23 protein-coding genes are annotated in these 25017 nt (G+C 41.4%); 15 read left to right on the forward strand and 8 right to left on the reverse strand.

What is annotated here, in order from left to right; translation table 11 throughout:
• Nucleotide 1: 1 nt before the first annotated feature.
• Genes lpxK through tcdA form a run of 5 tightly spaced genes read left to right on the forward strand, consistent with a single transcriptional unit; the run spans nt 2 to nt 3366 of the window.
• The gene (lpxK, locus tag ACH784_RS07920; protein WP_404394844.1) at nt 2-982 is read left to right on the forward strand and encodes a tetraacyldisaccharide 4'-kinase; all 981 of its coding nucleotides are present in this window, start codon (nt 2-4) and stop codon (nt 980-982) included.
• Nucleotides 972-1169: a Trm112 family protein gene (locus ACH784_RS07925; protein WP_130253800.1), complete on the forward strand. Its 198-nt coding sequence runs from the start codon at nt 972-974 to the stop codon at nt 1167-1169. The genes lpxK and ACH784_RS07925 overlap by 11 nt, the downstream gene beginning before the upstream one ends.
• Nucleotides 1157-1915, forward strand: coding sequence for a 3-deoxy-manno-octulosonate cytidylyltransferase (gene kdsB, locus ACH784_RS07930; RefSeq protein ID WP_404394847.1), 759 nt, complete (start codon nt 1157-1159; stop codon nt 1913-1915). Before ACH784_RS07925 ends, kdsB begins: the two co-directional genes overlap by 13 nt.
• The gene (locus tag ACH784_RS07935; protein WP_404394848.1) at nt 1908-2567 is read left to right on the forward strand and encodes a pseudouridine synthase; all 660 of its coding nucleotides are present in this window, start codon (nt 1908-1910) and stop codon (nt 2565-2567) included. Before kdsB ends, ACH784_RS07935 begins: the two co-directional genes overlap by 8 nt.
• Before the next feature lies 1 nt (nt 2568).
• Nucleotides 2569-3366, forward strand: a complete 798-nt coding sequence (gene tcdA, locus ACH784_RS07940) for a tRNA cyclic N6-threonylcarbamoyladenosine(37) synthase TcdA (RefSeq protein ID WP_404394849.1) — start codon at nt 2569-2571, stop codon at nt 3364-3366.
• Here tcdA and ACH784_RS07945 read toward each other — a convergent pair.
• The 3 genes from ACH784_RS07945 to ACH784_RS07955 form a co-directional block, all read right to left on the reverse strand.
• On the reverse strand, nt 3363-3767 hold the full coding sequence (locus tag ACH784_RS07945) for a SufE family protein (protein ID WP_404395224.1): 405 nt from the start codon (nt 3765-3767) through the stop codon (nt 3363-3365). The two genes, tcdA and ACH784_RS07945, sit on opposite strands and share 4 nt — an antisense overlap.
• 4 nt (nt 3768-3771) lie before the next feature.
• Nucleotides 3772-4986, reverse strand: a complete 1215-nt coding sequence (locus ACH784_RS07950; protein WP_404394850.1) for an aminotransferase class V-fold PLP-dependent enzyme — start codon at nt 4984-4986, stop codon at nt 3772-3774.
• Between the two features lie 80 nt (nt 4987-5066).
• Entirely contained in the window at nt 5067-6353 is a 1287-nt protein-coding gene (locus tag ACH784_RS07955) for a citrate synthase (protein WP_404394852.1), read from the reverse strand.
• A gap of 400 nt (nt 6354-6753) precedes the next feature.
• Between ACH784_RS07955 and sdhC the strand changes: the two genes are divergently transcribed.
• From sdhC to sucD, 8 genes are all read left to right on the forward strand, one after another.
• On the forward strand, nt 6754-7131 hold the full coding sequence (gene sdhC, locus ACH784_RS07960; protein ID WP_404394853.1) for a succinate dehydrogenase, cytochrome b556 subunit: 378 nt from the start codon (nt 6754-6756) through the stop codon (nt 7129-7131).
• Nucleotides 7122-7469, forward strand: a complete 348-nt coding sequence (sdhD, locus tag ACH784_RS07965; RefSeq protein ID WP_404394854.1) for a succinate dehydrogenase, hydrophobic membrane anchor protein — start codon at nt 7122-7124, stop codon at nt 7467-7469. Before sdhC ends, sdhD begins: the two co-directional genes overlap by 10 nt.
• Nucleotides 7470-9242: a succinate dehydrogenase flavoprotein subunit gene (gene sdhA, locus ACH784_RS07970; RefSeq protein WP_058029931.1), complete on the forward strand. Its 1773-nt coding sequence runs from the start codon at nt 7470-7472 to the stop codon at nt 9240-9242.
• 9 nt (nt 9243-9251) lie between these two features.
• Nucleotides 9252-9962 (forward strand): succinate dehydrogenase iron-sulfur subunit, encoded by a 711-nt coding sequence (locus ACH784_RS07975; protein ID WP_138478605.1) that lies wholly within the window; start codon nt 9252-9254, stop codon nt 9960-9962.
• A gap of 83 nt (nt 9963-10045) precedes the next feature.
• On the forward strand, nt 10046-12859 hold the full coding sequence (locus tag ACH784_RS07980; protein ID WP_404394855.1) for a 2-oxoglutarate dehydrogenase E1 component: 2814 nt from the start codon (nt 10046-10048) through the stop codon (nt 12857-12859).
• Between the two features lie 10 nt (nt 12860-12869).
• Nucleotides 12870-14360 carry a 2-oxoglutarate dehydrogenase complex dihydrolipoyllysine-residue succinyltransferase gene (odhB, locus tag ACH784_RS07985; RefSeq protein WP_404394857.1) on the forward strand — a complete coding sequence of 497 codons (1491 nt, stop codon included), beginning with the start codon at nt 12870-12872 and terminating at the stop codon, nt 14358-14360.
• A gap of 176 nt (nt 14361-14536) precedes the next feature.
• Entirely contained in the window at nt 14537-15703 is a 1167-nt protein-coding gene (gene sucC / locus ACH784_RS07990) for an ADP-forming succinate--CoA ligase subunit beta (RefSeq protein ID WP_058029927.1), read from the forward strand.
• Nucleotides 15703-16575 (forward strand): succinate--CoA ligase subunit alpha, encoded by an 873-nt coding sequence (sucD, locus tag ACH784_RS07995; RefSeq protein WP_058029926.1) that lies wholly within the window; start codon nt 15703-15705, stop codon nt 16573-16575. The genes sucC and sucD overlap by 1 nt, the downstream gene beginning before the upstream one ends.
• Before the next feature lie 120 nt (nt 16576-16695).
• Here sucD and map read toward each other — a convergent pair whose 3' ends face one another.
• The 4 genes from map to ACH784_RS08015 all read right to left on the reverse strand — a co-directional run bounded on the left by map (nt 16696) and on the right by ACH784_RS08015 (nt 20254).
• Nucleotides 16696-17469 carry a type I methionyl aminopeptidase gene (gene map / locus ACH784_RS08000; RefSeq protein WP_404394859.1) on the reverse strand — a complete coding sequence of 258 codons (774 nt, stop codon included), beginning with the start codon at nt 17467-17469 and terminating at the stop codon, nt 16696-16698.
• Nucleotides 17462-17665: a ParD-like family protein gene (locus ACH784_RS08005; RefSeq protein WP_058029924.1), complete on the reverse strand. Its 204-nt coding sequence runs from the start codon at nt 17663-17665 to the stop codon at nt 17462-17464. The genes map and ACH784_RS08005 overlap by 8 nt, the downstream gene beginning before the upstream one ends.
• Nucleotides 17666-17779: 114 nt before the next feature.
• The gene (locus tag ACH784_RS08010) at nt 17780-19003 is read right to left on the reverse strand and encodes a M24 family metallopeptidase (protein WP_404394861.1); all 1224 of its coding nucleotides are present in this window, start codon (nt 19001-19003) and stop codon (nt 17780-17782) included.
• A gap of 9 nt (nt 19004-19012) precedes the next feature.
• Entirely contained in the window at nt 19013-20254 is a 1242-nt protein-coding gene (locus tag ACH784_RS08015; RefSeq protein ID WP_404394862.1) for an NAD(P)/FAD-dependent oxidoreductase, read from the reverse strand.
• A 376-nt stretch (nt 20255-20630) separates the two neighbouring features.
• On the opposite strand from ACH784_RS08015, the gene ACH784_RS08020 reads away from it, so the two are divergent.
• Both ACH784_RS08020 and ACH784_RS08025 read left to right on the forward strand, forming a co-directional pair.
• Complete coding sequence (locus ACH784_RS08020) at nt 20631-21632, forward strand: 4-hydroxyproline epimerase (protein ID WP_404394864.1); 1002 nt, start codon at nt 20631-20633, stop codon at nt 21630-21632.
• Nucleotides 21633-21693: 61 nt separating this feature from the next.
• Nucleotides 21694-23196 (forward strand): aldehyde dehydrogenase (NADP(+)), encoded by a 1503-nt coding sequence (locus ACH784_RS08025; protein WP_404394866.1) that lies wholly within the window; start codon nt 21694-21696, stop codon nt 23194-23196.
• Nucleotides 23197-23457: 261 nt separating this feature from the next.
• Here the strand turns inward: ACH784_RS08025 and rsmF are convergent, their stop codons facing one another.
• On the reverse strand, nt 23458-24900 hold the full coding sequence (rsmF, locus tag ACH784_RS08030; protein WP_404394868.1) for a 16S rRNA (cytosine(1407)-C(5))-methyltransferase RsmF: 1443 nt from the start codon (nt 24898-24900) through the stop codon (nt 23458-23460).
• Nucleotides 24901-25017: the final 117 nt, after the last annotated feature.

Below are 25017 nucleotides of genomic sequence, written 5' to 3' on the forward strand. Positions count from 1 at the left end.
TATGAGCTATATAGAATCATCTTGGTATAAAAAAAAATCACTGATCACTTGGCTGCTCGCGCCATTAAGTGGCCTTTTTTTTCTGCTATCAAGTTTTAGAAAACTGCTGTTTAAACTCGGTATTGTAAAATCATTTGAGGCTGATATTCCAATTATAGTGGTTGGCAATATAGGTATTGGCGGCAATGGTAAAACTCCATTTGTATTATGGCTAGTACCGCATTTAGAGAGTATGGGGCTCACAGTCGGTGTGATCAGCCGTGGGTATGGCGCTAAAGCACCTGTATACCCATATGAGTTATCAAGTACATCAAGTGTAGAAGAAGCCGGTGATGAACCCTTCTTAATTTATAATCGCTTGCAATGCCCGTTAGTGATAGGTTCAGATAGAGAAGCGAGTTACAAAATACTTAAAGAAAAATACAAAGTAGATGTGATTGTTTCTGATGATGGTATGCAGCATTATAAAATGCCAAGAGCCATTGAGTTTTGTATTATCGACTCGAAAAGACGCTTTGGTAACGGTTTTTTAATTCCTGCGGGGCCATTACGAGAATTACCTTCGCGTATTAACACTGTTGATTTAGCAATAGAGAATGGCGGTGATAGTCACTTCTCATATCAATTAGCGGCTTCAGGTTTCTATAGCGTAAAAAATAAAGCGTTCGCTGAGAATACACCGAGTGAAGGGGTTGCAGTCAGTGCTATTGGTTCTCCGCAGCGATTTGAAAAAAGCCTTGAAGCACTCGGTAAAAAGCTTGTTGAATGTAAGCATTACCGTGATCATCATGCATATACTGAGCAAGACTTTACAGACACAGAATCAAACGCTGTATTTATGACGGAAAAAGATGCCGTAAAATGTCAGCAGTTTGCTAAAAATAATTGGTATTACTTAAAAGTAGACGCCACACCAACCAAAGAATTGATTGAACAGATTAATCAATTATTAAAAGAAAAGGGTATTACACATGGCATTTGATAGAAAATTACTTGAGATCATCGCGTGTCCGGTAACAAAAGGAAAGTTACAGTACGATGCAGAAAATAAAGAGTTGATCAGCACCGCGGCTAAGCTTGCATACCCTATAAATGATGATATTCCAGTGCTATTAGAAAATGAAGCGCGTGAGCTTTCTGCTGATGAGGTAGAGCAGTGGAATTCGTAGTCGTTATTCCTGCGCGTTACGCGTCGACTCGTTTACCAGGCAAACCTTTGGCCGATATCTGTGGTAAACCAATGATCCAAAGAGTTTATGAACAAGCGTGCAAATCAAAAGCTGCTGCGGTTTATATCGCTACAGATCATCAAGCCGTGTTTGAAAGCGCAAAAAACTTTACAGACAATGTATTGATGACTAGAGAAGACCATCAGTCAGGTACTGAGCGTTTGTCTGAAGTGGTTGAAAAATTATCACTAGATAAAGATACAATCATCGTCAATGTTCAGGGCGATGAACCGCTTTTAGAAGCTGAAAATATCGACCAAGTTGCAGAGCTCTTATTTAACTCTACAGCGCCAATGGCGACACTTAGCGTGGATATTGCAGACGAAGAAGAGGTTTACAACCCGAATGCGGTAAAGGTTGTTCAAGATGTGAATAACAATGCCTTATACTTTTCTCGTGCATCAATACCGTTTCAAAGAGACAGCATGTTAGCGAAAAAAGAAGCCATTCCTTTGCAGCATTTTCAAAGACATGTTGGTATCTACGCTTACAGAGCGGGTTTTATCTCTGAGTATCTTAATCTTGCTGTCTCGCCATTAGAAGTTCAAGAGTCACTTGAGCAGTTGCGTGTTTTGTACCACGGTTATCAAATAAAAATCACCAAAGCGTGTAAACCTGTTTTTGCAGGTGTTGATACCCCTGAAGACTTGGCTCGAGTTAATAATATTCTGAGTGGCAATGCTTAAAGTTATTTCTGACGAAGCGGATTTTATCGTAGCGGCAAAACCTGCTGGACTTAGTTTTCACTCTGAGCAAGGTGCAGGTTTTGTTGCGCTTTTAGAAGCACAGCAAGCATGCAAATTCTATCCAGTTCATAGGCTAGATAAAGTCACTTCAGGTCTAATTGTTTTAGGAAAATCTAGCCAAGCAGCAGCTACGTTAACAGAGTTGTTTTCGAATCGATTGGTGGATAAATTTTATCTCGCTATCACTGAAGGCAAGCCGAAGAAGAAACAAGGCTGGATAAAAGGTGATATGTCAGCGTCAAGGCGCGGTACCTATAAGCTTGAGAAAACATCAAAGAACCCTGCGGTCACGCGGTTTTACTCAACTAGTCTCGGTGAAGGTTTGAGAGGGGTGATATTGAAGCCGTATTCAGGTAAAACACACCAGCTGCGAGTCGCGATGAAAAGCATTTCAAGCCCAATATTGGGCGATACAGCATATACTGGCTCGTCTTCCGATAGGGTATATTTACATGCCTTTGCTTTGTCTTTTCAATGGCAAGGACAAGATAAATATTTTTCTTATTTGCCTGATCCAGGTAAAGAGTTTAGTAAACTCGTAACATCAGATGCTTTTCAGCAATGGAAAGCACCTTTGAATTTAGATTGGTAATATGACAGAAGAGCAACAATTACGATTTGGTGGTATTGGCCGTTTATATGGTGCACAAGCTTTAACTTGGCTAGGTGAAGCACATTTTTGTGTCATTGGCATTGGTGGTGTTGGTAGCTGGGTTGCTGAGTCTCTAGCGCGCACAGGCGTTGGTAAAATCACGCTGATTGATATGGATGATATTTGTGTGACTAATATTAATAGACAGATCCATGCATTAACTGAGTCTGTGGGTGAGCAAAAAATCGAAGCTATGGCCACCCGCATTAAACAAATTAATCCAGAGTGCGATGTTCAACTCATAGATGATTTCTTAACGCTAGAGAATATTCGTGAATATATTACTGGCTTTGATTATGTTATTGACTGTATTGACGCGGTAAATGAAAAAGCAGCGTTGATCGCACATTGTAAAAGAAACAAGATCCCAGTTATTACAACAGGTGGTGCAGGTGGCCAAATCGATCCAAGCCAGATTTTATATGGTGATGTGGCAAAAACGACACAAGATCCGTTACTGGCTAAAGTTCGTTACTTATTGCGTAAAAAGTATAACTTCACCACGAATCCTAAGCGCAAGTTTGCTGTAGACTGTGTATATTCAACTGAGCAATTGGCTTATCCCACAGCTGATGGTGAAGTTTGTTTAGCGAAGCAGGGCTCTGAGGGTGCAAAGAATATGGACTGCGCGACAGGGTTTGGCTCTGCCACTATGGTCACAGCCAGTTTTGGCTTTTTCGCTTCATCAAAAGCGATAAAAAAATATCTAGAGAAAAAGAAAAAAACAGTGGCGGCTTAAAGCCACTGTTTTACTCGTTCATGAATGGTATCAGCAATGGCTTTGATACCATTGCCTCTTGATGGACTTAAATGCTTGATCAAGCCCAACTGCTCAAACTCGTCATAGGCATTAATTTTTACGCTTTGCTCTGGCGTTTTGCCTTGGTGCATAATCATAATTAGACCCATCAGACCTTTGACAATACGCGTGTCCGAATCACCAATCAACACTAGTATTTGATCATCACTTAACTCAACTCTTAGCCAAACCTTGCTTTCACAGCCTTTAATCAAAACATCATCTGTTTTCAGTAGCTCAGGCATTTCTGGTAGGCTTTTGCCAAGTAACATGATCTCTCGATACATTAATTGCCAAGATTTTAAATCTGAGAGTTTTTCTTTAAATTCGTTATAAGTCATTGTATTAGATTTCAAGTAAGTCGATGGACTCTTTTAATGCCTGAATAAACGCATCAATGTCGTCATGATTATTATAAAACGCCAGGCTCACACGGATTGTACCGTCGATATCGAGCGCCTTCATTAAAGGCTGTGTACAGTGGTGACCACTACGTATGGCGACGCCATAGCCATTAAGCAAAGTAGCCAAGTCAAAATGGTGTTCATTTTTATATCTAAAGCTTATTGTACCAATGTTATTTTCAGTATCACCATAAATGATAACGCCATTAATGGTGCGCAATTGACTCAGTAAGTAGTGATAAAGCCCTTGCTCGTATTGTTGTAATTCTTTGTAATCAATTGAATTTAAAAAATCGAGCGCAGCTGAAAAACCAATGACAGCTGAAATATTGGGAGTACCTGCCTCAAACTTGCTTGGCGCATCTTGAAATGATGTCTGTTCAAAAGAGACTTCTTTGATCATTTCTCCACCGAACCTTAAAGGATTAAGTGCATTTAATTGGTCATATTTACCATACAAAACTCCTAATCCAGTCGGTCCTAATGCTTTATGTGCAGAAAACACATAAAAGTCGCAATCAAGTTTACGAAGATCTGGACGAAGGTGCATAAAGGCCTGTGCGCCATCTAGAATCGTTTTAGCCCCAACTTCATGAGCAGCTTCAATAATTTTCTCTACAGGTTGAATATTCCCTAAGGCATTTGAAGCATGGCTTATAGCAACTATTTTTGGTTTCTGTTCGAAAATTAAGTCAACAGATGATTTTAGATCTAAAACGCCCGATTCTGTGATAGGTAAAACTTTAAGAATACAGCCTCTTTCTTTACATAATTCTTGCCAAGGTACGATGTTTGCGTGATGTTCTAAAGCAGATATGCATATTACTTCACCTTGGTTAAGTTGTGCTTTAAAACCATTAGCAATAATATTAATACTATCTGTCGCACCAGCCGTCCAAACAATTTCTTTACTCTGAACATTTAAAAAATTAGCGACTTTTTCACGGGCTTGCTCAAATGCAGAAGTGGCTTCAGCGCTTAGCGTGTGTAAACCTCGGTGTACATTTGCATTTTGCTCGCGATAAAAAGAATCTATAGCCTCGATAACTTGTTGTGGTTTTTGGCTCGTTGCACCTGAATCGAGATAGATAAAAGGGTCTTCACTCTTTGAATTCAAGATAGGAAACTGTTGTCTAAGTTCAGAGATAGGGCACATACTAAAAAGATTAAGTAAAATTTCGTAAATTATACCAATAAAAAAGGCCGCGAGTGCGGCCTTTTTTGAATGTTAAAGCATTATCTTTCTGATTTTGCTTTGTAGTCGCGCTGTGTGTAGCCAGTGTAAAGCTGACGAGGACGACCAATTTTGTGACCTGGTTGAGATAGCATCTCATCCCAGTGTGAGATCCAACCAACTGTACGAGACATAGCAAAGATCACAGTGAACATGCTTGTTGGGATACCAATCGCTTTAAGAATGATACCTGAGTAGAAATCTACGTTAGGGTATAGTTTCTTCTCGATGAAGTATGGGTCTTCAAGGGCGATTTGTTCTAGACGCATAGCTACGTCTAGTAGTGGATCTTGAATGTTTAATTCTTCAAGTACTTGGTGACACGTTTCACGCATTACTGTTGCACGCGGATCGAAGTTTTTGTAAACACGGTGACCGAAGCCCATAAGACGGAACGGATCGTTCTTGTCTTTCGCTTTAGCAACGTATTCGTCAATGCGATCAACTGAACCGATCTCTTCTAGCATGTTCAAACATGCTTCGTTTGCACCACCGTGAGCAGGGCCCCATAGTGACGCGATACCAGCCGCAATACATGCATAAGGGTTTGCACCCGATGAACCTGCTAGACGAACAGTAGACGTTGAAGCGTTTTGTTCGTGATCAGCGTGAAGCATGAAAATACGGTCCATTGCTTTAGCAAGAACAGGGCTTACTTCGTACTTTTCAGCTGGTACTGAGAACATCATATGTAGGAAGTTTTCAGCGTAGCTTAAGTCGTTACGAGGGTAAACGAATGGCTGACCGATGTTGTACTTGTAACACATAGCCGCGATAGTAGGCAGCTTAGCGATTAGTTTAACTGCACTACGGTGACGTTGGTCTGCATCTGAGATATCAAGATCATCGTGGTAGAAAGATGACATCGCACCAACCACACCACAAAGCATAGCCATTGGGTGAGAATCTACACGGAAACCTTGGAAGAATGCTGCAATTTTTTCATGAAGCATCGTGTTAGTTGTGATCTCTTCAGCAAACTCTGCGTGTTGTTCTTCTGTCGGAAGCTCGCCATTAAGAAGTAAGTAGCAAAGCTCAATATAGTTTGAGTTTTCAGCTAGTTGTTCGATAGGGTAGCCACGGTGAAGTAGTACACCTTTACCACCATCGATGTAGGTAATAGATGACTCACAAGAGCCAGTAGACATAAAACCTGGGTCATATGTGAAGTGGCCGTGAGCGCCTAGGGTACGAACGTCAATTACGTCTTGACCTGCTGTGCCAGAGTAAATTGGAAGTTCGATTGGATCATGACCATCAATATGGACTGTGGCTTTTTTATCTGCCATCTATTTATCTCCTATGAAATAACAATGTCGATTGTTATGTTGTGATACTAATGTTAAGCAAATTCAGATCATTTTAACGTAAAACTGGGGTATAAAGTCAATTTTTCTAAGGATTATGCAAAAATGGATAATAAATATTCTACCCGAGTTTAAATATTATACCATTGGCTAATTCGCAAGCTTCTCAATCTAAACAAGAATTGTAAAAGCACTCGCGGCCTTATATACTGTATGCGGTTTAATACCATGTCGTCTGTGGGTAAACCTATTTTTACAACAAAAATTCGTTTCTGTTGCAAAAAAGGTTTACTTAGAGTGTGTCATTTATACATTCGGTATAAATGGTTTTATAAAAACAAGTAGATGAAGCTCCTTATGTGGGCAAGATGGGCAAGTAACTGTGAAAAAGCAAAGACCTGTAAATCTAGATCTTACGACTATATCTATGCCAGCAACTGCTAAAGCATCAATTCTTCACCGTATTACGGGTGTGGCATTGTTCATTGCTTTAACTTTTGTTATCTGGGCTTGGTCTGAGTCTCTTTCTTCTCCTGAAGGGTTTGAATTTGTAAAAGAGCTATTCACTGGCTTTATTGCAAAATTCATTGCATGGGGCACCTTCGCGGCGCTTTCATATCACCTAATTGGTGGTATTCGCCACATGATCCAAGATATGGGTCACTGGGAAGAATTAGAATCGGGCAATAGCAGCGCTAAAATTGCGATTGCACTTTGGGTAATCGTTGCAATTCTAGCTGGAGTGTGGATATGGTCTTAAATCAAGCAACTCTTAAGCGTGATGGTGTACAAGATTATGTATCATTACGTGCTACCGCGTTAATCATTGCAGCATATGCATTCTTTATCGTTGGTTATTTATTCCTTACCCCTGAACTTACTTATGAAGCTTGGACAGGTTTATTCTCAAACCTTTTCGTTAAAGCAGCAACTTTTATTACTTTAGTGTGCATTATGGTTCACACTCGCATCGGTCTTTGGCAAGTGCTAACAGACTATGTTAAGTCATCAACGTTGCGTTCAGTTTTAGGTTTCGTATTAAACCTTATGGCCGTTGCTTACGTAGCAATTGGTCTATTCGTTTTATGGGGTGTTTAAGTGAAATATAATGTTCGTGAATTTGATGCAGTAGTAGTAGGCGCCGGCGGTGCTGGTATGCGTGCTGCTCTTGCGATTTCTGAATCAGGCAAAAGCTGTGCTCTGATCTCTAAAGTATTCCCAACACGTTCGCACACAGTGTCTGCGCAAGGCGGTATTACAGTTGCTCTTGGTAATTCTCATGAAGATAACTGGGAATGGCACATGTACGATACGGTTAAAGGTTCTGATTACATCGGTGACCAAGACGCTATCGAATACATGACTAAGACAGGTCCTGAAGCTATCACAGAACTTGAGAACATGGGTCTACCTTTCTCTCGTTTCGAGAACGGCCGTGTTTACCAACGTCCATTTGGTGGTCAATCTAAAAACTTCGGTGGCGAACAGGCTGCTCGTACAGCAGCAGCGGCTGACCGTACTGGTCACGCACTTCTTCACTGTCTTTACCAACAAAACGTAAAAAACAAAACAAACGTATTCTCTGAATGGTATGCGTTAGACCTTGTTAAAAATGACAAAGGTGACGTTGTTGGTGTAACAGCCATCTGTATTGAAACAGGTGAAGTTGTTTACTTCAAATCAAAAGCTGTTGTACTTGCAACAGGTGGTGCTGGTCGTATTTATGCGTCTACAACGAATGCACACATTAACACTGGTGACGGTGTTGGTATGGCAGTTCGTGCTGGCATTGCTATGCAAGACATGGAAATGTGGCAGTTCCACCCAACGGGTATTGCTGGTGCAGGTACACTTGTAACTGAAGGTTGTCGTGGTGAAGGTGGTTACCTTCTAAATAAAGACGGTGAACGCTTCATGGAACGTTATGCGCCAAACGCTAAAGATTTAGCAGGTCGTGACGTTGTTGCACGTGCAATGATGACAGAAATTCGTGAAGGTCGTGGTTGTGAAGGTCCTTGGGGTCCACACATCAAACTTAAGCTTGATCACCTTGGTGCTGAAATGCTTAACCTACGTCTTCCAGGTGTATGTGATCTTTCTAAGACATTCGCACACGTTGACCCTGCAGAAGAACCAATTCCAGTAATCCCAACATGTCACTACATGATGGGTGGTGTACCGACTAACGTAAATGGCCAAGTACTAAACGTGAATGAAAACGGTGACGAGCGCATCGTTGAAGGTTTATTCGCTGTTGGTGAGATCGCATGTGTATCTGTACACGGTGCAAACCGCCTAGGTGGTAACTCACTACTTGACCTTGTTGTATTCGGTCGTGCAGCAGGTAACTTCTTAGGTACTTACCTGAAAGACTTCGAGTCTACAGGTGATGCGACGCAAGATAACATTGACGAAGCATTTGCTCGCTTTAATCGTTGGGAAAACTCTGAGCCAGGTAAAGGTGAAGACCCAGCGCAAATCAAGAAAGACTTACAAGAGTGTATGCAGCTTAACTTCTCGGTATTCCGTGAAGGTGACTCAATGGCTGAAGGTCTTGAGCAGCTTAAAGCTATTCGTGAGCGTCTTAAGCACGCGCGTCTTGACGATAAGTCGTCAGACTTCAATACACAACGTATCGAATGTCTTGAGTTAGACAACCTTATGGAAACTGCATACTCTACAGCAGTAGCTGCAAACTTCCGTACTGAAAGCCGTGGTGCTCACTCTCGCTTTGACTTCCCTGAGCGTGACGATGCAAACTGGCTATGTCACTCATTACATCACCCAGAGTCAGATGTGATGACTAAACGTGATGTAAACTTTGCGCCAACTACGCGTGAAGCATTCCCACCTAAAGCACGTACTTACTAGGAGTTAACGATGGCAACATTAGAATTTTCTGTTTATCGTTATAACCCTGATGTGGACAACGCGCCACGTATGCAGGATTATAAACTCGAGGTAGAAGAAGGCCGTGATATGATGGTTTTGGATGCACTTTTATTATTAAAAGAGCAAGATCCAACACTTTCTTTCCGTCGCTCTTGCCGTGAAGGTGTATGTGGCTCTGATGGTTTAAACATGAACGGCAAAAACGGCCTAGCATGTATTACTCCGTTATCTGCATTAAAGGGCAATAAAGTAATTTTACGTCCTTTACCAGGTTTACCAGTCATTCGTGACCTTGTTATCGACATGACTCAGTTCTACACTCAATACGAGAAAGTTAAACCTTTCTTAATTAATGATAAGCCAACAGGTGGTATTGAGCGTCTTCAAACTGTTGAAGATCGTGAAAAGCTTGATGGTCTTTATGAGTGTATTTTATGTGCTTGTTGTTCAACATCTTGTCCTTCATTCTGGTGGAATCCAGATAAGTTCATCGGTCCTGCAGGTCTATTACACGCTTACCGTTTCTTAGCGGATAGCCGTGATACTGCGACTGAAGAGCGTCTGAAAGATTTAGATGATGCATTTAGCGTATTCCGCTGTCACAGTATCATGAACTGTGTAAGCGTATGTCCAAAAGGCTTAAATCCAACTAAAGCCATTGGTCAGATTAAATCTATGTTGTTAAATCGTTCGGTTTAATCCATAGTTAAATCCACAAGATGACATCTGCAGATGTCATCTTGTTTTAGTTTAATTTCTGCGCGAATAAAAAGGGCTAATTAATGCACGAAGGTGTGATGAAGGCATGGCTAGAATCTTCGCATTTATATGGCGGAAACGTAGCTTATGTAGAAGAGCTTTATGAAGCGTATCTAGACGATGCGACTTCTGTGCCAGAAGAATGGCGTGAGGTGTTTGATCAACTTCCTAAAGTTGATGGTGTGGATGTTGATGTAAAACATTCAGAAGTGAAAGCACAATTTGCTGAACTTGCGAAAAACAAACACAGAGAAGTAGTTGTTGCAGCAGCTGGTACTACAGATGCTAAACAAGTACGTGTACTACAGCTTATTAATGCGTTTAGATTCCGCGGCCATCAAAATGCAAACCTTGATCCGTTAGGTTTGTGGCAACGTGAACGTGTTAGAGATCTAGATTTGTCTTACCATGATCTAGACAATGCTGACTTAGATAAAGAATTTAACGTTGGCTCTTTTGCTTGTGGCAAAGAGACAATGAAACTCAAAGACTTGTATGAAGCACTTAAAACTACATATTGTGGTTCAGTTGGTGCTGAATACATGCATATCACTTCTACAGAAGAAAAACGCTGGTTACAACAACGTTTAGAATCTACCTTCTCACAGCCTCAATTTAGCAAAGAAACTAAACTTAGAATTCTTAAAGGTCTAATTGCCGCTGATGGTCTTGAAAAGTATTTAGGTGCAAAATTTCCTGGTGCAAAACGTTTCTCTCTAGAAGGTGGCGATGCATTAGTACCTATGCTAAAAGAGCTGATTCACCGTGCCGGTGAAAGCGGCCAAGAAGAAACTGTAATTGGTATGGCTCACCGTGGTCGTTTAAACGTTCTTGTAAACGTACTAGGTAAAAATCCACAGGTTCTTTTTGATGAGTTTGCTGGTAAATATGGCGAATTAGCAGGTTCTGGTGACGTAAAATACCATATGGGTTATTCATCTGACTTCGCGACCAAAGGTGGTGATGTTCATATGGCGCTTGCATTCAACCCATCTCACCTTGAAATTGTTAATCCTGTAGTTATGGGTTCTGTGAGAGCGCGTCTTGACCGTTTAGGGTGTAAGAATGGCTCTAAAGCGTTGCCGATTACAATCCACGGTGACTCTGCAATCGCTGGTCAAGGTGTTGTTCAAGAAACATTCAACTTATCGCAAACACGTGCATTTGGTGTCGGTGGTACAGTTCGAATCGTTGTAAACAACCAAGTAGGTTTCACAACGTCTAAGCAAGAAGATGTGCGTTCTACAGATTACTGTACCGACATTGCTAAAATGGTTCAGGCACCAATCTTCCACGTGAACTCTGATGATCCAGAAGCTGTTGCGTTTGTAACTCAGCTAGCACTTGATTTCCGTAATCAATTCAAGCGCGATGTTGTTATTGACTTAGTTTGTTACCGTCGTCATGGTCACAACGAAGCAGACGAGCCGAATGCAACTCAGCCATTAATGTATCAAAAGATCAAAAAGCACCCTGTGCCACGTCAGCTGTATGCAGACAAGCTAGCATCAGAAGGTGTAATCTCAGCTGAAGAGTCTAAGAATTTAGCTGATGAATATCGTAATGGTCTTGATAAAGGCGTGTGTGTAGTTGAAGAAGTTAAATCTGAAACTAAGCATTCATCAGATTGGTCAAAATTTGTTGGTCATGATTGGGACGTAGCATATGACCCATCACTACCAGTAGAAAAGCTTAAAGAACTGGGCAATGTACTTGCAAATTACCCAGAAAACCATAAAGCACAGTCTCGTGTTAAGAAAATTTATGACGACCGTAAAGCAATGGCGAACGGCGATAAATTACTAGACTGGGGTATGGCTGAATCTTTAGCGTATGCGACATTAGTTGACGAAGGTACTGATGTACGTATGACAGGTCAGGATTCTGGCCGTGGTACTTTCTTCCACCGTCATGCTGTTGTTCACAACCAAGAAGATGCATCTGTTTACTTGCCTCTGCAGAATATCCGTGAAGGTCAAGGCGCATTTGAAGTTTACGACTCAGTGTTATCTGAAGAAGCTGTATTGGCGTTCGAATATGGTTACGCAACTGCAGAGCCTACTTCATTAGTACTTTGGGAAGCTCAGTTCGGTGACTTCGCAAACGGTGCTCAGGTTGTATTTGACCAGTTCTTAAGCTCAGGCGAGCAAAAGTGGGGTCGTTTATGTGGTTTAACTATGCTTCTTCCTCATGGCTACGAAGGTCAGGGTCCAGAGCACAGTTCTGCACGTTTAGAGCGTTACCTACAACTATGTGCTGATCATAATATGCAGGTGTGTGTTCCTTCAACACCGGCTCAAGTTTATGCCATGCTTCGTCGTCAATCAGTACGTCCTTTACGTCGTCCACTGATTGTAATGACACCTAAGTCACTTTTACGTCATCCTTTAGCTGTTTCTTCTTTAGAAGAGCTTTCTGAGGGTGTATTCCACAACATGATTGATGAAATTGATGATATCAATCCTGAAAATGTTGAAAGAGTGGTTTTCTGTAGTGGTAAAGTTTACTACGAGCTACTGCAAGAGCGTCGTAAGCTAGAACTTAATAATGTTGCGATTGTTCGTGTTGAGCAGTTATATCCATTCCCTCATCAGGAAATGGAAAATATCATGTCTCGCTATCAACACGTTAAAGATTTCGTATGGTGTCAAGAAGAACCACAAAACCAAGGTGCTTGGTATTGTTCTCAACACCACTTCTGGGAAGCAATCCCAGCAGGTGCAAATCTTTCTTACGCAGGACGTAAGGCTTCAGCTGCTCCAGCATGTGGTTATATGTCTACTCATACTAAAGAACAAAACGCGTTAGTTGCTGACGCATTAACAATTAAGAAATAAGGGATAAGAGATGACAACCGAAATTAAGGTTCCAGTTCTTCCTGAGTCAGTAGCAGACGCTACTGTCGCTACTTGGCATGTTAAAGTTGGTGATGCTGTATCACGCGACCAAAACTTAGTTGATATCGAAACTGATAAAGTTGTTCTTGAAGTAGTTGCACCAGAAGATGGTGTAATTGTTTCAATTTCTGAAGAAGAAGGCGCAACTGTATTAGGCGAGCAAGTGATTGCTCAAATTGGTGCTGCTGGCGATGCCGCTGCACCGGCTCAACAATCTAACGAACAAGCTGCACCAGTAGCTGCTGCAGCAACAGAAGGTAAAGACGTGGAAATTAAAGTACCTGTACTTCCAGAATCAGTAGCAGACGCTACAATTGCAACTTGGCATGTTCAACCTGGTGAAGCGGTAAGCCGTGACCAGAACCTTGTTGATATTGAAACAGACAAGGTTGTACTAGAAGTTGTTGCACCTGAAGACGGTGTTATGGGTGAGCAGATCCATGCTGAAGGTGAAACTGTACTTGGCGAACAAGTGATTGGTAACATCGTTGTTGGCGCGTCTGCTCCAGCGGCGGCACCTGCTGCAGAAGCTGCACCAGCTTCTGATGAGTCATCAGACGTTTTAACACCTTCAGTTCGTCGTTTAATCGCTGAAAAAGGCCTTGATGCTTCACAAATCAAAGGTTCTGGTAAAGGCGGCCGTATCACTAAAGAAGACGTTGATGCATTCCTTAAAGCACCTGCGGCTAAACCTGCTGCTGCACCAGCGGCAGCATCTGCACCTGCTGCGCCTTTAGGTGACCGTTCACAGAAACGTGTACCTATGACACGTCTACGTAAGACTATTGCAAACCGTCTTCTTGAAGCTAAGAATTCAACGGCAATGCTTACTACATTCAACGAAGTTAACATGAAACCAATCATGGACCTTCGTAAGCAATATCAAGAAGTGTTCGAAAAGCGTCACGGTATTCGTTTAGGTTTCATGTCTTTCTATGTGAAAGCAGTAACTGAAGCACTTAAGCGTTTCCCTGAAGTGAATGCATCAATCGACGGTGATGACATCGTATATCACAACTACTTTGATATTAGCATCGCGGTTTCTACTCCTCGTGGTTTGGTTACACCAGTACTTCGTGACTGTGACAAGCTTTCAGTGGCTGAAATCGAGAAGGGTATTCGTGAATTAGCGCTTAAAGGTCGTGACGGCAAGCTAACTGTTGACGATATGACAGGTGGTAACTTCACTATCACAAACGGTGGTGTATTTGGTTCATTACTTTCTACACCTATCATCAACTTACCTCAGTCTTCAATTCTTGGTATGCACAAAATCCAGGAACGTCCAATGGCTGTAAACGGTAAAGTTGAAATTTTACCTATGATGTACCTAGCACTTTCTTATGACCACCGTCAAATCGATGGTAAAGAGTCAGTAGGCTTCTTGGTAACAATTAAGGAACTTCTTGAAGATCCTACACGTCTTCTTCTTGACGTTTAATCGTTATTGATTAGATATTAAGCTGTATGAGTCATCATACAGCTTTTTTTTTGCGGCTTTGGTCTAACTAGGGTTTTCATACTAAGCCTTGGGATCTATACTAGGGGCGCAATTTGGGATAGCTGTTTATGAACTCATAAATAGCTTTAATAGTATAAGAAATTGGATAAAGCATCATGAATTTGCATGAGTATCAGGCAAAACAACTTTTTGCCGACTATGGTTTACCTGTATCTGAAGGTTTCGCTTGTGATACACCACAAGAAGCAGTTGAAGCTGCTGGTAAAATCGGTGGTGACAAGTGGGTTGTTAAATGTCAAGTGCACGCAGGTGGACGTGGTAAAGCTGGCGGTGTAAAACTAGCTGACAGCAAAGACGAAATCCGCGCATTCGCAGAAAACTGGTTAGGTAAAAACTTAGTTACTTACCAAACAGACGAAAAAGGTCAGCCAGTTGCTAAAATCTTAGTAGAAAGCTGCACTGATATTGCAAATGAATTATACCTAGGTGCTGTTGTAGACCGTGCTTCACGTAAAATCGTGTTCATGGCTTCAACTGAAGGTGGTGTTGAAATCGAGCAAGTTGCTGAAGAAACACCTGAACTAATTCACAAAGCAGAAATCGATCCACTAGTAGGCCCTCAAGCTTACCAAGGTCGTGAGCTAGGCTTCAAACTAGGTCTAACTCCTGCACAAATCAAACAGTTCACTAAGATCTTCTTAGGTCTTGCGAACATGTTCATCGATCACGATTTCGCACTTCTTGAAATCAACCCTCTAGTAATCACAGACGCTGGTAACCTTCACTGTCTAGACGGTAAGATCGGTGTAGACGGTAACGCATTATTCCGTCAGCCTAAGATCCGTGAATTCCACGATCCTTCACAAGAAGATGCACGTGAAGCTCACGCTGCAAGCTTCGAGCTTAACTACGTTGCGCTAGACGGTAACGTTGGTTGTATGGTTAACGGTGCAGGCCTTGCAATGGGTACTATGGACATCGTAAACCTACACGGTGGTAAGCCAGCTAACTTCCTAGATGTTGGTGGCGGTGCTACTAAAGAGCGTGTTGCTGAAGCATTCAAGATCATCCTTTCTGATGACAATGTTAAAGCAGTTCTAGTTAACATCTTCGGTGGTATCGTACGTTGTGACATGATCGCAGAAGGTATCATTGGTGCTGTTAAAGAAGTTGGTGTAAACGTACCAGTTGTTGTACGTCTTGAAGGTACTAACTCTGAACTAGGTCGTGAAGTTCTTGCTAACTCTGATCTTGACATCATTGCAGCTGAGTCTCTAACTGACGCTGCTGAGAAAGTAGTTGCTGCTGCGGAGGGCAAATAATGTCTGTTTTAATTAACAAAGATACTAAAGTAATCTGTCAAGGTTTCACTGGTGGTCAAGGTACTTTCCACTCAGAGCAAGCTATCCAGTACGGTACACAGATGGTTGGTGGTGTTTCTCCAGGTAAAGGTGGTACAACTCACCTAGGTCTTCCTGTATTCAACACTGTACGTGAAGCTGTAGAAACTACTGGCGCAACTGCATCAGTAATCTACGTTCCAGCAGCGTTCTGTAAAGATGCTATCTTAGAAGCAATCGATGCTGGCATTCAGCTGATCGTTTGTATCACTGAAGGTATCCCTACACTAGACATGGTTGACGTGAAAGAGAAGCTTGAGCAAACTGGCGTTCGTATGATCGGTCCTAACTGCCCAGGTGTTATCACTCCAGGTGAAACTAAGATCGGTATCATGCCTGGTCACATCCACAAGCCAGGTAAAGTAGGTATCGTATCACGTTCTGGTACGCTTACTTATGAAGCAGTTAAGCAAACAACTGACGCTGGTTTCGGTCAATCAACGTGTGTTGGTATCGGTGGTGACCCAATCCCTGGTACTAACTTCATCGACGTACTTGAGATGTTCGAGAAAGACGAGCAAACTGAAGCTATCGTAATGATCGGTGAGATCGGTGGTACGGCTGAAGAAGAAGCTGCTGAGTACATCAAGCACAACGTAACTAAGCCAGTTGTTTCTTACATCGCTGGTGTTACAGCTCCTCCAGGTAAGCGCATGGGCCACGCTGGTGCAATTATCTCTGGTGGTAAAGGTACAGCTGACGAGAAGTTCGCTGCACTAGAAGCTGCAGGTGTTAAGACTGTTCGTTCACTAGCTGACATCGGTGTTGCACTTAAAGAAAAAGCGGGTTGGTAATCTAATCTTGCTTAAAAAAGGCTCCTAAGGGAGCCTTTTTTGTATTTAAATTTCGATAGCTAGAAGCTAGAAGCTAGAAGCTAGAAGCTAGAAGCTAGAAGCTAGAAGTAAATAAATAACTTAAATTTGTTCTTCTTCGCGAAGTGTGAGTACTTCAAAACCGTCTTTTGTGACAAGAATAGTGTGTTCAGCTTGTGCTGAAAGCTTTTTGTCTTTAGTCACTACAGTCCAACCATCTTTTTTAGTTTTAACGCGTGCTGTGCCTTGGTTGATCATTGGCTCAATGGTAAAAGTCATGCCTTCTTTTAAAGTTAGGCCAGTGTTAGGGCGGCCATAGTGTAAAACATTTGGCTCTTCATGCATTTCTCGGCCAATACCGTGGCCGCAATACTCTTTTACAACCGTGTAGCCAAATTTCCCGACATAATTCTGTATTGCAAATCCAATATCACCTAGCTTTGCGCCTGGCTTTACCGTTTTTATACCTAACCACATCGCTTCAGTCGTGACTTTGACCAGTGCCCTGGCATCAGGTTTAGCTTCTGGCATGACATACATTTTGCTTGAGTCTGTGATAAAGCCATTTTTCTCTAAGGTAATGTCTATATTGACGATATCAGTACTTTTTAAAACCTGGCATGCGCTAGGTACGCCATGGCAGACTACTTCGTTAATTGAGCTATTTAGACAATACTGATAGCCGTATTGTCCTTTTGAAGCTGGGCGTGCTTTTAATTCATTTACGATATAGTTTTCAACTTGCGAATCAATTTCTAACGTTGAAACACCGGGTTTGATGAAATTATCGAGCATTTTGAACACTTGGGCGAGCAGCTTGCCTGATTCTCGCATCAGTGCAATTTCTTCCACTGATTTGATTGTTACTTCATTCATTCAGTGACGCCTCTTTTTGTCGCTGTAACATGAGTTCTTGTTGAATTAAATCGTTAAATGTTTTGTCAGGATGCATTTCGCATAAGCGACCGATTTTTATCCAAAATTCGGCTTGTGAGTTGATTGAGCGAGACATAACTGACGACGTTGTACGAATTTCTTCGTGTAGTTCATCTGAAATTTTTACAATACCCATTATATATTCCATATATAAAACATATATGCATTGTAAATCGTAAAATAAAAAAAGGAAGCGAATGCTTCCTTTGGTTTGCTTAACATTACATCTAAAATGCTTTTATAACTTTTGCTATTTTCCTAATCCAAATGGATCATCAATGCTATGACTTGGCTCTGTAAACCATTTAGGGCCGTTTTCTGTCATATAGAAATGATCTTCAAGGCGAATCCCAAACTCATCAGGGATCACTAGCATAGGCTCGTTACTAAAACACATGCCTGGGGCTAATAGTTGTGGGTTATTCTTCACAAGATAAGGCCATTCATGAATATCTAAGCCGATACCGTGGCCTGTTCTGTGAGGACATCCTGGTGTTTGATAATCAGGACCAAGATCAACTGACGCTAAATAATCTCTTGCCGCTTTATCTACATCGCCACATGTATTACCAATTTGTGCCGCTTCGAATGCAGCAGCTTGAGCATTCTTCTCATGTTGCCACATACTTCTTTGGCGCTCTGTTGCCTCACCAAATACAAATGTGCGTGTAATATCCGAGAGGTAATCATGTACTTTACAGCCAGTATCGATCAGAACCACATCGCCTTCTTTCAAGGTTTGTGGGTCTTTTACACCATGAGGAAATGAACTTGCTTTACCAAAGAGTACTATGACGAAGTAGTTTCCTGATGGTGCGCCCACTTTTTTATGGGCTTCGTTGATGAAGGCTTCAACTTCTGTTGTGGTGATCCCTTCATGCAACATGCTCGCCGTTGCTTTATGTACTTCTAAAGTCATGTCCATAGCACGTTGAATAAGCTTTAATTCGTTGTCTGATTTATGCATACGACAATATGCAGTGATTTCTTTACCGTTAATTAGGTTGAGAGAAGGAGCAAGGTTGCGAATGCCATCAAAAATGAAAAACGCCGCGCTTTCATCAATGGCAACTTTTGCATCTGAGTCAATGCCATGCTGTTCAAGCACGTTTAAGAATAATTGGTAAGGGCTCTGCTCTTCTTGCCAGCCGTGAATTGGACCTTCAACGACCTGGTAGTCCAATAGTGTGCCAATTTCGAAATAAGGCGCAATGAATTGAACGTCGCCTTTTGCTGGTAAAATAGCACCAACCATGCGCTCACTGGCATACCACTGCATACCGGTGAAGTATTTTAAATTAGTTCCTGCATTCAAATATAAAGCTGCAATATCGTTGTCTTGCATATAGCGCTGCGCTTTTTCAATACGCTGCTGGTATTCTTCGATGCTAATTGGCTTTAAGTCATGAGTCATATTTTGTAATGACTCTAAAGCTTCTTGTTTGGTTTTCGTACCAACGCCTAATGGCTTCATATTTTGCTCCTAGAATCTGTCTATTCTGTAAGGGGTTAAATCTATGCTAGTTTTCTCACCTAAGCAAAGTTGTGAGACAATTTGTGCTGTAATTGCCGCTTGGGTCAGACCTAAATGTTGATGACCAAAAGCAAATACAATATTGTTATTATTGGGTGCTGTATTTAATACAGGCAATGAATCAGGAAGAGAAGGGCGATGACCCATCCACGTGGTTTTAACAGTTTGTTTATCGATACCGTTGACAAGCGCTTTAGCGTGATCTAAAAGCATGGTTGCTCTTGTCATTTTTTCAGTGGCTTCTAGTCCTGCAAACTCTACAGTCCCAGCTAGTCTAAGTCCCTGCTTCATGGGGGTAATAATAAATTGTCTATCGGCTGAGGCAACAGGACGTTGCAAGCTAGTCGAATTATCAATCATGGCGTGGTAACCACGCTCGGTATCTATCGGTACTTTAAAGCCAAGTTGTTTTGCTAAAGGTTTACTCCAAGCGCCAGTCGAAACTACGACTTTTGCAAACTGATGTTTGGCGCCTGATGAAAGCTCGATCATCACCCCATTATTGTTTGGGATGATTCGTGTAACTTTATCTTTTTTAAATACTAAGCCCTGAGCCTCTGACATTTTATAAATGGCCTGGCATAAGTCATATGGGTCAACGCTGTGGCCAACCTCAGTAAAATATAAAGCTTGCTTAATGTTTTCGCTTAGACTTGGCTCTAGTTCAAAAACCTCATCACCTTTTAAGTGTTTAACTGCAACGCCATTAGCTCGGAATGATTCAGCCATAGCCGCAGCCAGTTTGAAATCTTCATGTTCAAAGCTGAGTAGGCTGCCATCTACATGGATCAACTTTTTGAAGTTCTCTTCGCCTAATAAAGTTTTATAGGCAGGTAGTGAGGCTTCGTTTAATTGCCTAAGTGCCTTGGTATGCGCACTAAATTTTGAATTAGACATATTGATTAAGAAACGAGTGAACCAAGGTAAGGCTTTGAATAGATATAACCAATCTATTCTTAAAGCGCCTTTTGGATTTAACAACATACTAGGAAGTTTTGGTAATAAACTCGCTTGTGCGAGTGGGAAAACTTGTTCAGTAGCAAAGTGACCGGCGTTACCTTTAGAGCATTTTTCTGCAATACCGTGTTCATCAAATAATGTGACTGAAAAGCCAGCATCAGTCAGACTTTTCGCATTGCAAAGCCCAATGATCCCAGCGCCGATAACAGCAATATGTTGCTTCTCTTGCATCTATTGTCTCCAAAATACCTTGAAAGCCTAATTTCAAGATATTGCATGTCTCTATTTTTTAGTTTGTATAGAAAATTTAGTTCGTCTTCAAACTGTGAGTTTTATTAATACTTTCAGTTGTTTAATCTTATAAACGTGAATATGTCTTCAGACCGATAAAAACTTTTAAAGAAAAATACACAGTGGAATATTGAACATTGTATACAATATGCGTAGGATGTAAACCATAAAAGGTAAAGAGGAAAGACAATGAACATTAATTGCCAAGTTCAGTATTCAGTAGTTGCTCCGCAATTAAATGAAAGTTTTATGAATCAACTCCAAAATGCTGTGAACACGAATACGGTTCTTAGCTTAGCCAAGCAGGGTTATTAATATGCGTAAAGGGACATTTTCTTGTATCGATGGCCACACTTGCGGCAACCCAGTACGCTTAATCACTAGCGGTCACCCTTACCTTAAGGGTGAAACAATGAGTGAAAAACGTCAGCACTTTCTTGCCGAGTTTGATTGGATCCGTCAATCACTGATGTTTGAACCGCGCGGGCACGATATGATGTCAGGTTCATTTATTTATCCACCAACAACCGATGATGGCGATGCGGCTATTTTATTTGTTGAAACATCAGGCTGTTTACCTATGTGTGGTCACGGCACCATTGGCACAGTAACGTTTGCACTTGAAAACGCACAAATGCATCCAAAAGTACCCGGTAAATTAAAGCTAGATACGCCAGCAGGGCGTGTAAATGCTGAATACTCTATGGTTGATGGAAAAGTTGAATGGGTAAAAATATTCAATGTGCCAGCTTTCTTAGCCTATGAAAATATTGAAGTTGATGTGCCAGAGCTTGGCAAGTTAACGGTAGACATTTCTTATGGTGGTAACTACTACATTATTGTCGAGCCACAGGAAAACTTCCCGGGTATTGAAAATTGGTCTGCCGCAGAAATTCTTAAATATAGCCCGCTTGTTCGAAAAGCAATCAATGAGTTGCTTGAGTGTGTGCACCCTGAAGATCCAACCGTAAAAGGCGCGTCGCATCTTCTTTGGACTGGCAAGCCAAAGCACGCAGAATCAAGTGCAGCCAATGCGGTTTTCTATGGTGATAAAGCCATAGACAGATCGCCTTGTGGCACTGGCACCAGCGCGAGAATGGCGCAGCTATTTGCCAAAGGTAAATTACAGCCAGGCGAAGATTTTGTACACGAAAGTTATATCGGAAGCCAGTTCGTAGGGTGCATTGAAGGTGTTACTGAAGTAGCGGGAAAAACAGCAATTCTACCAAGTATCAAAGGATGGTCGAAAGTAACGGGCACTAGCAACATTAGCGTGGATGATAGTGACCCGTATGCTTTTGGCTTTCAAGTTGTATAACAAATTTAAACTAGACTAAAACCAGCAATTAGTAGCTGGTTTTTTCATTGAGGAGAAAAAGATGGAAATTAGCGGTGCAAGTTTTATCGCAGGTGAATGGTTAAAGGATGCGGACGCATCAGTATTTAATGCCTTTTCACCAAAGCGCCATGAGCCAATCGATACTCAGTTTTTCGAAGCAAGCCAAGACATGCTTGCAACAGCGATCAATGAAGCTGAAAAAGCATTTAAAGTTTATAGAAAGACTTCTTTTATTGAGCGTGCAACATTTTTACATGCTATTGCAGATGAAATAGAAGCCCTAGGTGATCAACTGCTTGAAGTGACTCACGAAGAGACAAACTTGCCGTTTGCCCGTTTACAAGGCGAGCGCGGCCGTACTATGAATCAGTTACGTGCTTTTGCACAAGATTTAGAGCAAAGCCAAAACGGCATTGTGAACCTAAGTGTATTAGACGAAGCAGAGCCTGAACGCGCTCCTCTTGCGAAGCCTCGTACCCAACTTGATTTTATTCCTGTTGGTGTGGTGGCTGTTTTTGGTGCGTCAAACTTCCCTTATGCGTTCTCTACGCTTGGTGGTGATACGGCATCGGCGCTTGCTGCAGGTTGCCCTGTTGTAATGAAGAGCCATACTGCGCACCCAGCAACCAGCGAGTTAATGACCCGAGCTATTGAAAAAGCGATTGAAAAGTGTGATATGCCGAAAGGTGTATTCTCAATGATCCAAGCGAAGAAATACGACATGGCACATGCACTTGTTGCAGCAGAGCCAGTTAAAGCTGTCGGCTTCACGGGTTCCATGTCTGTCGCGAGTAAATTAATCGAGACGATTAATACACGTAAAGAAGCTATTCCATTCTATGGTGAATTAGGCAGTATTAACCCGCAGTTTGTGTTACCAGAAATGGCAGAACAAAATGGCGAAGAGCTTGGTGCGAATTTATGTAATTCAATGTTGATGGGCAATGGCCAGTTTTGTACTAGCCCAGGTCTTTGGTTAGTGCCAAATAACTCTGATGCGCTAATAGAAAGTGTTAAGAAAACAGTGGCTGCAAGCAGCTCTGATACTTTATTATCCCCAAATATTCTGAATGGTTTCAAACAAGCCATGGTCGAGCGCTCAGATATCGAGGGTGTAGAGCTTTTGGCAATGGCAGAATTATCTGAAGAGTATCATGCTAATGCACATATCTTTAAAACAGATATCGACACCTACTTGAATACACCAGCATTACATGAAGAAGTGTTTGGTCCAGCTGCTATGTTGGTGACCTATGACTCTATGGCACAGCTAGAAACCTTAGTTGATGCTTTAGAAGGTCAGTTAACAGCATCAATTCATGGCACGGGCAGTGATTTAGCGTCTGCGTCTGATCTAAGTGAAGATCTACAGTACAAAGTAGGGCGCTTAATCGAGAATCAAATGCCTACTGGCGTTGAAGTTTGTGCATCAATGAACCATGGTGGTCCTTTTCCATCTTCAACAGACGTACGTTCAACCTCTGTTGGCTTGAATGCGATTCAACGCTTCTTACGTCCGATCTGTCGTCAAAGTGCGATGTAATCTAAGTATTGAATTGCTTTATTCGCATATTTAATGCAAAAAAAGACCCAGAGTACAGGTTACTCTGGGCTTAGGGGACGGCTCATTTGAGCCAATGCGTTAACTTAAAACACCTTTCTAACAATCAGGGAGAAGTAAGAAAGTAATTTAATTGTAGTTAACTCTTAACAAAAACTACAAATAAACAACATAAAATAAAATCTATAATTATCAGTGGTATATATGCTTATAAGAAATTAGTCTAAAAACTTATTTCGACTGCTAGCGCGACCATTCAATAACTCGATTATTCATAACCAAATCTCTAGGTAACGAGTTTTTGATTTTATTTTTCTGCCATTTCCCTAAGCCTATTGGTGAGCCACAAAGGGTTAAAATAACCTCACCAGTGTTGTTGGTAACTGTTTCAAGTCGAATATCTTTGCCTTGATAATAATCTGCAGCTTGTGATTGGGTAAGTACATAGGTGTTATTTTCTGCAAGTTTACCAAGTGCTGTTGCAAATTCATGTTCAAGCCGCACGCCATTTTTATGGGTTGTGCCTAACTTGATCCCGATACGAGAATATTTGATCTTATTTTCAATTTCAGAGAATCGTTCAGGAAAAAGCCAGAGCTCTTTGTCTCGAATTGTCAGCTCTCCCGGTAGTGATTTAATCCCGAATTGTTTTTTGATTGCTGACATGAAGGTTTGCGTTAACTTTTTATCAGCAGATGAAAACGGGAAAGCGCCTTTTTTGGTTTTTAAATTCGGGTTATCAAACGATTTTAATTTTTTAAATTTAGCGATGAAAAAGCCTTCACTGTCAAAAATCTGAGGCCATACATGCAAATAGCCTTCTGGAGTACAGGCTTTGTCTGCATTTTCAAAAAGTGCATTTAATGGCTCGATTTCAACACTGTCGCCAAATTGCTCAAGCAGATACTGACAAACCGCTTGGTTTTCAACTGGCGTGAGTGTACAGGTTGAGTAAATTAAAGAGCCACCGGGTTTCAGTGCAAAGAATGCGCTCTTGATAAGTTGTTTTTGTACATTGGCAATATCAATATTTGACTCAATAGACCAATTTTTTAAAGCATCAGCGTCTTTTCTGACTGTGCCTTCACCAGAACAAGGTGCATCAAGCTGAATGTTATCAAAACACTCAAACATATAATCGCCAAAGACAGCTCCGTCAAAATGAGACAATGCACAGTTATGCACGCCCATGCGCTTCATATTGGCAGCAAGTACTTTTAGTCGTGAAGATGAAAGCTCATTTGCAACGAGAATGCCTTGGTTATTCATCATTGCAGCTATTTGAGATGTTTTTGACCCGGGGGCAGCAGCCATATCTAGGACTATGTCGTCTTCTTTTAAACTTGATTCAAGTGCCATAGGTGGCAACATTGAGCTGGCTTCTTGTACATAAATACCACCACTCAAATGAACATCAGTGCTGCCCAGAGGAAGGGCCTCTTCCTCTTCAGCACTTCGCTCAAGCCAAAAACCAGTATCACACCATGGAACAGCTTCTATTTTCCAATTATTCGCTGAGCAATACTGTTTAAATTCAGTGACTGTCATCTTAAATGTATTGACTCTAACTGAGCGTCTAAGCGGTTTTTGGCAATAATCAATAAACGATTCAATACTTAAGTTGTCAGGTAAGTAGGTTTTTACATCATCGATGAAATTCTGCGGAATGTAGGTAGATGTATTCAAAATAATCTCTAGCGAATGTACTTATTAGTGGATTTTACCATTTAAAGAGCAAATTACTTTCAAATCTAACAAAGGAATAGTGAAATTATATCAGCTTTTAGTTAAATGTTCGTATTT

It is taken from the genome of Pseudoalteromonas phenolica (genome assembly GCF_044788725.1).
GTDB classification, from domain to species: Bacteria; Pseudomonadota; Gammaproteobacteria; order Enterobacterales; family Alteromonadaceae; genus Pseudoalteromonas; species Pseudoalteromonas phenolica_C.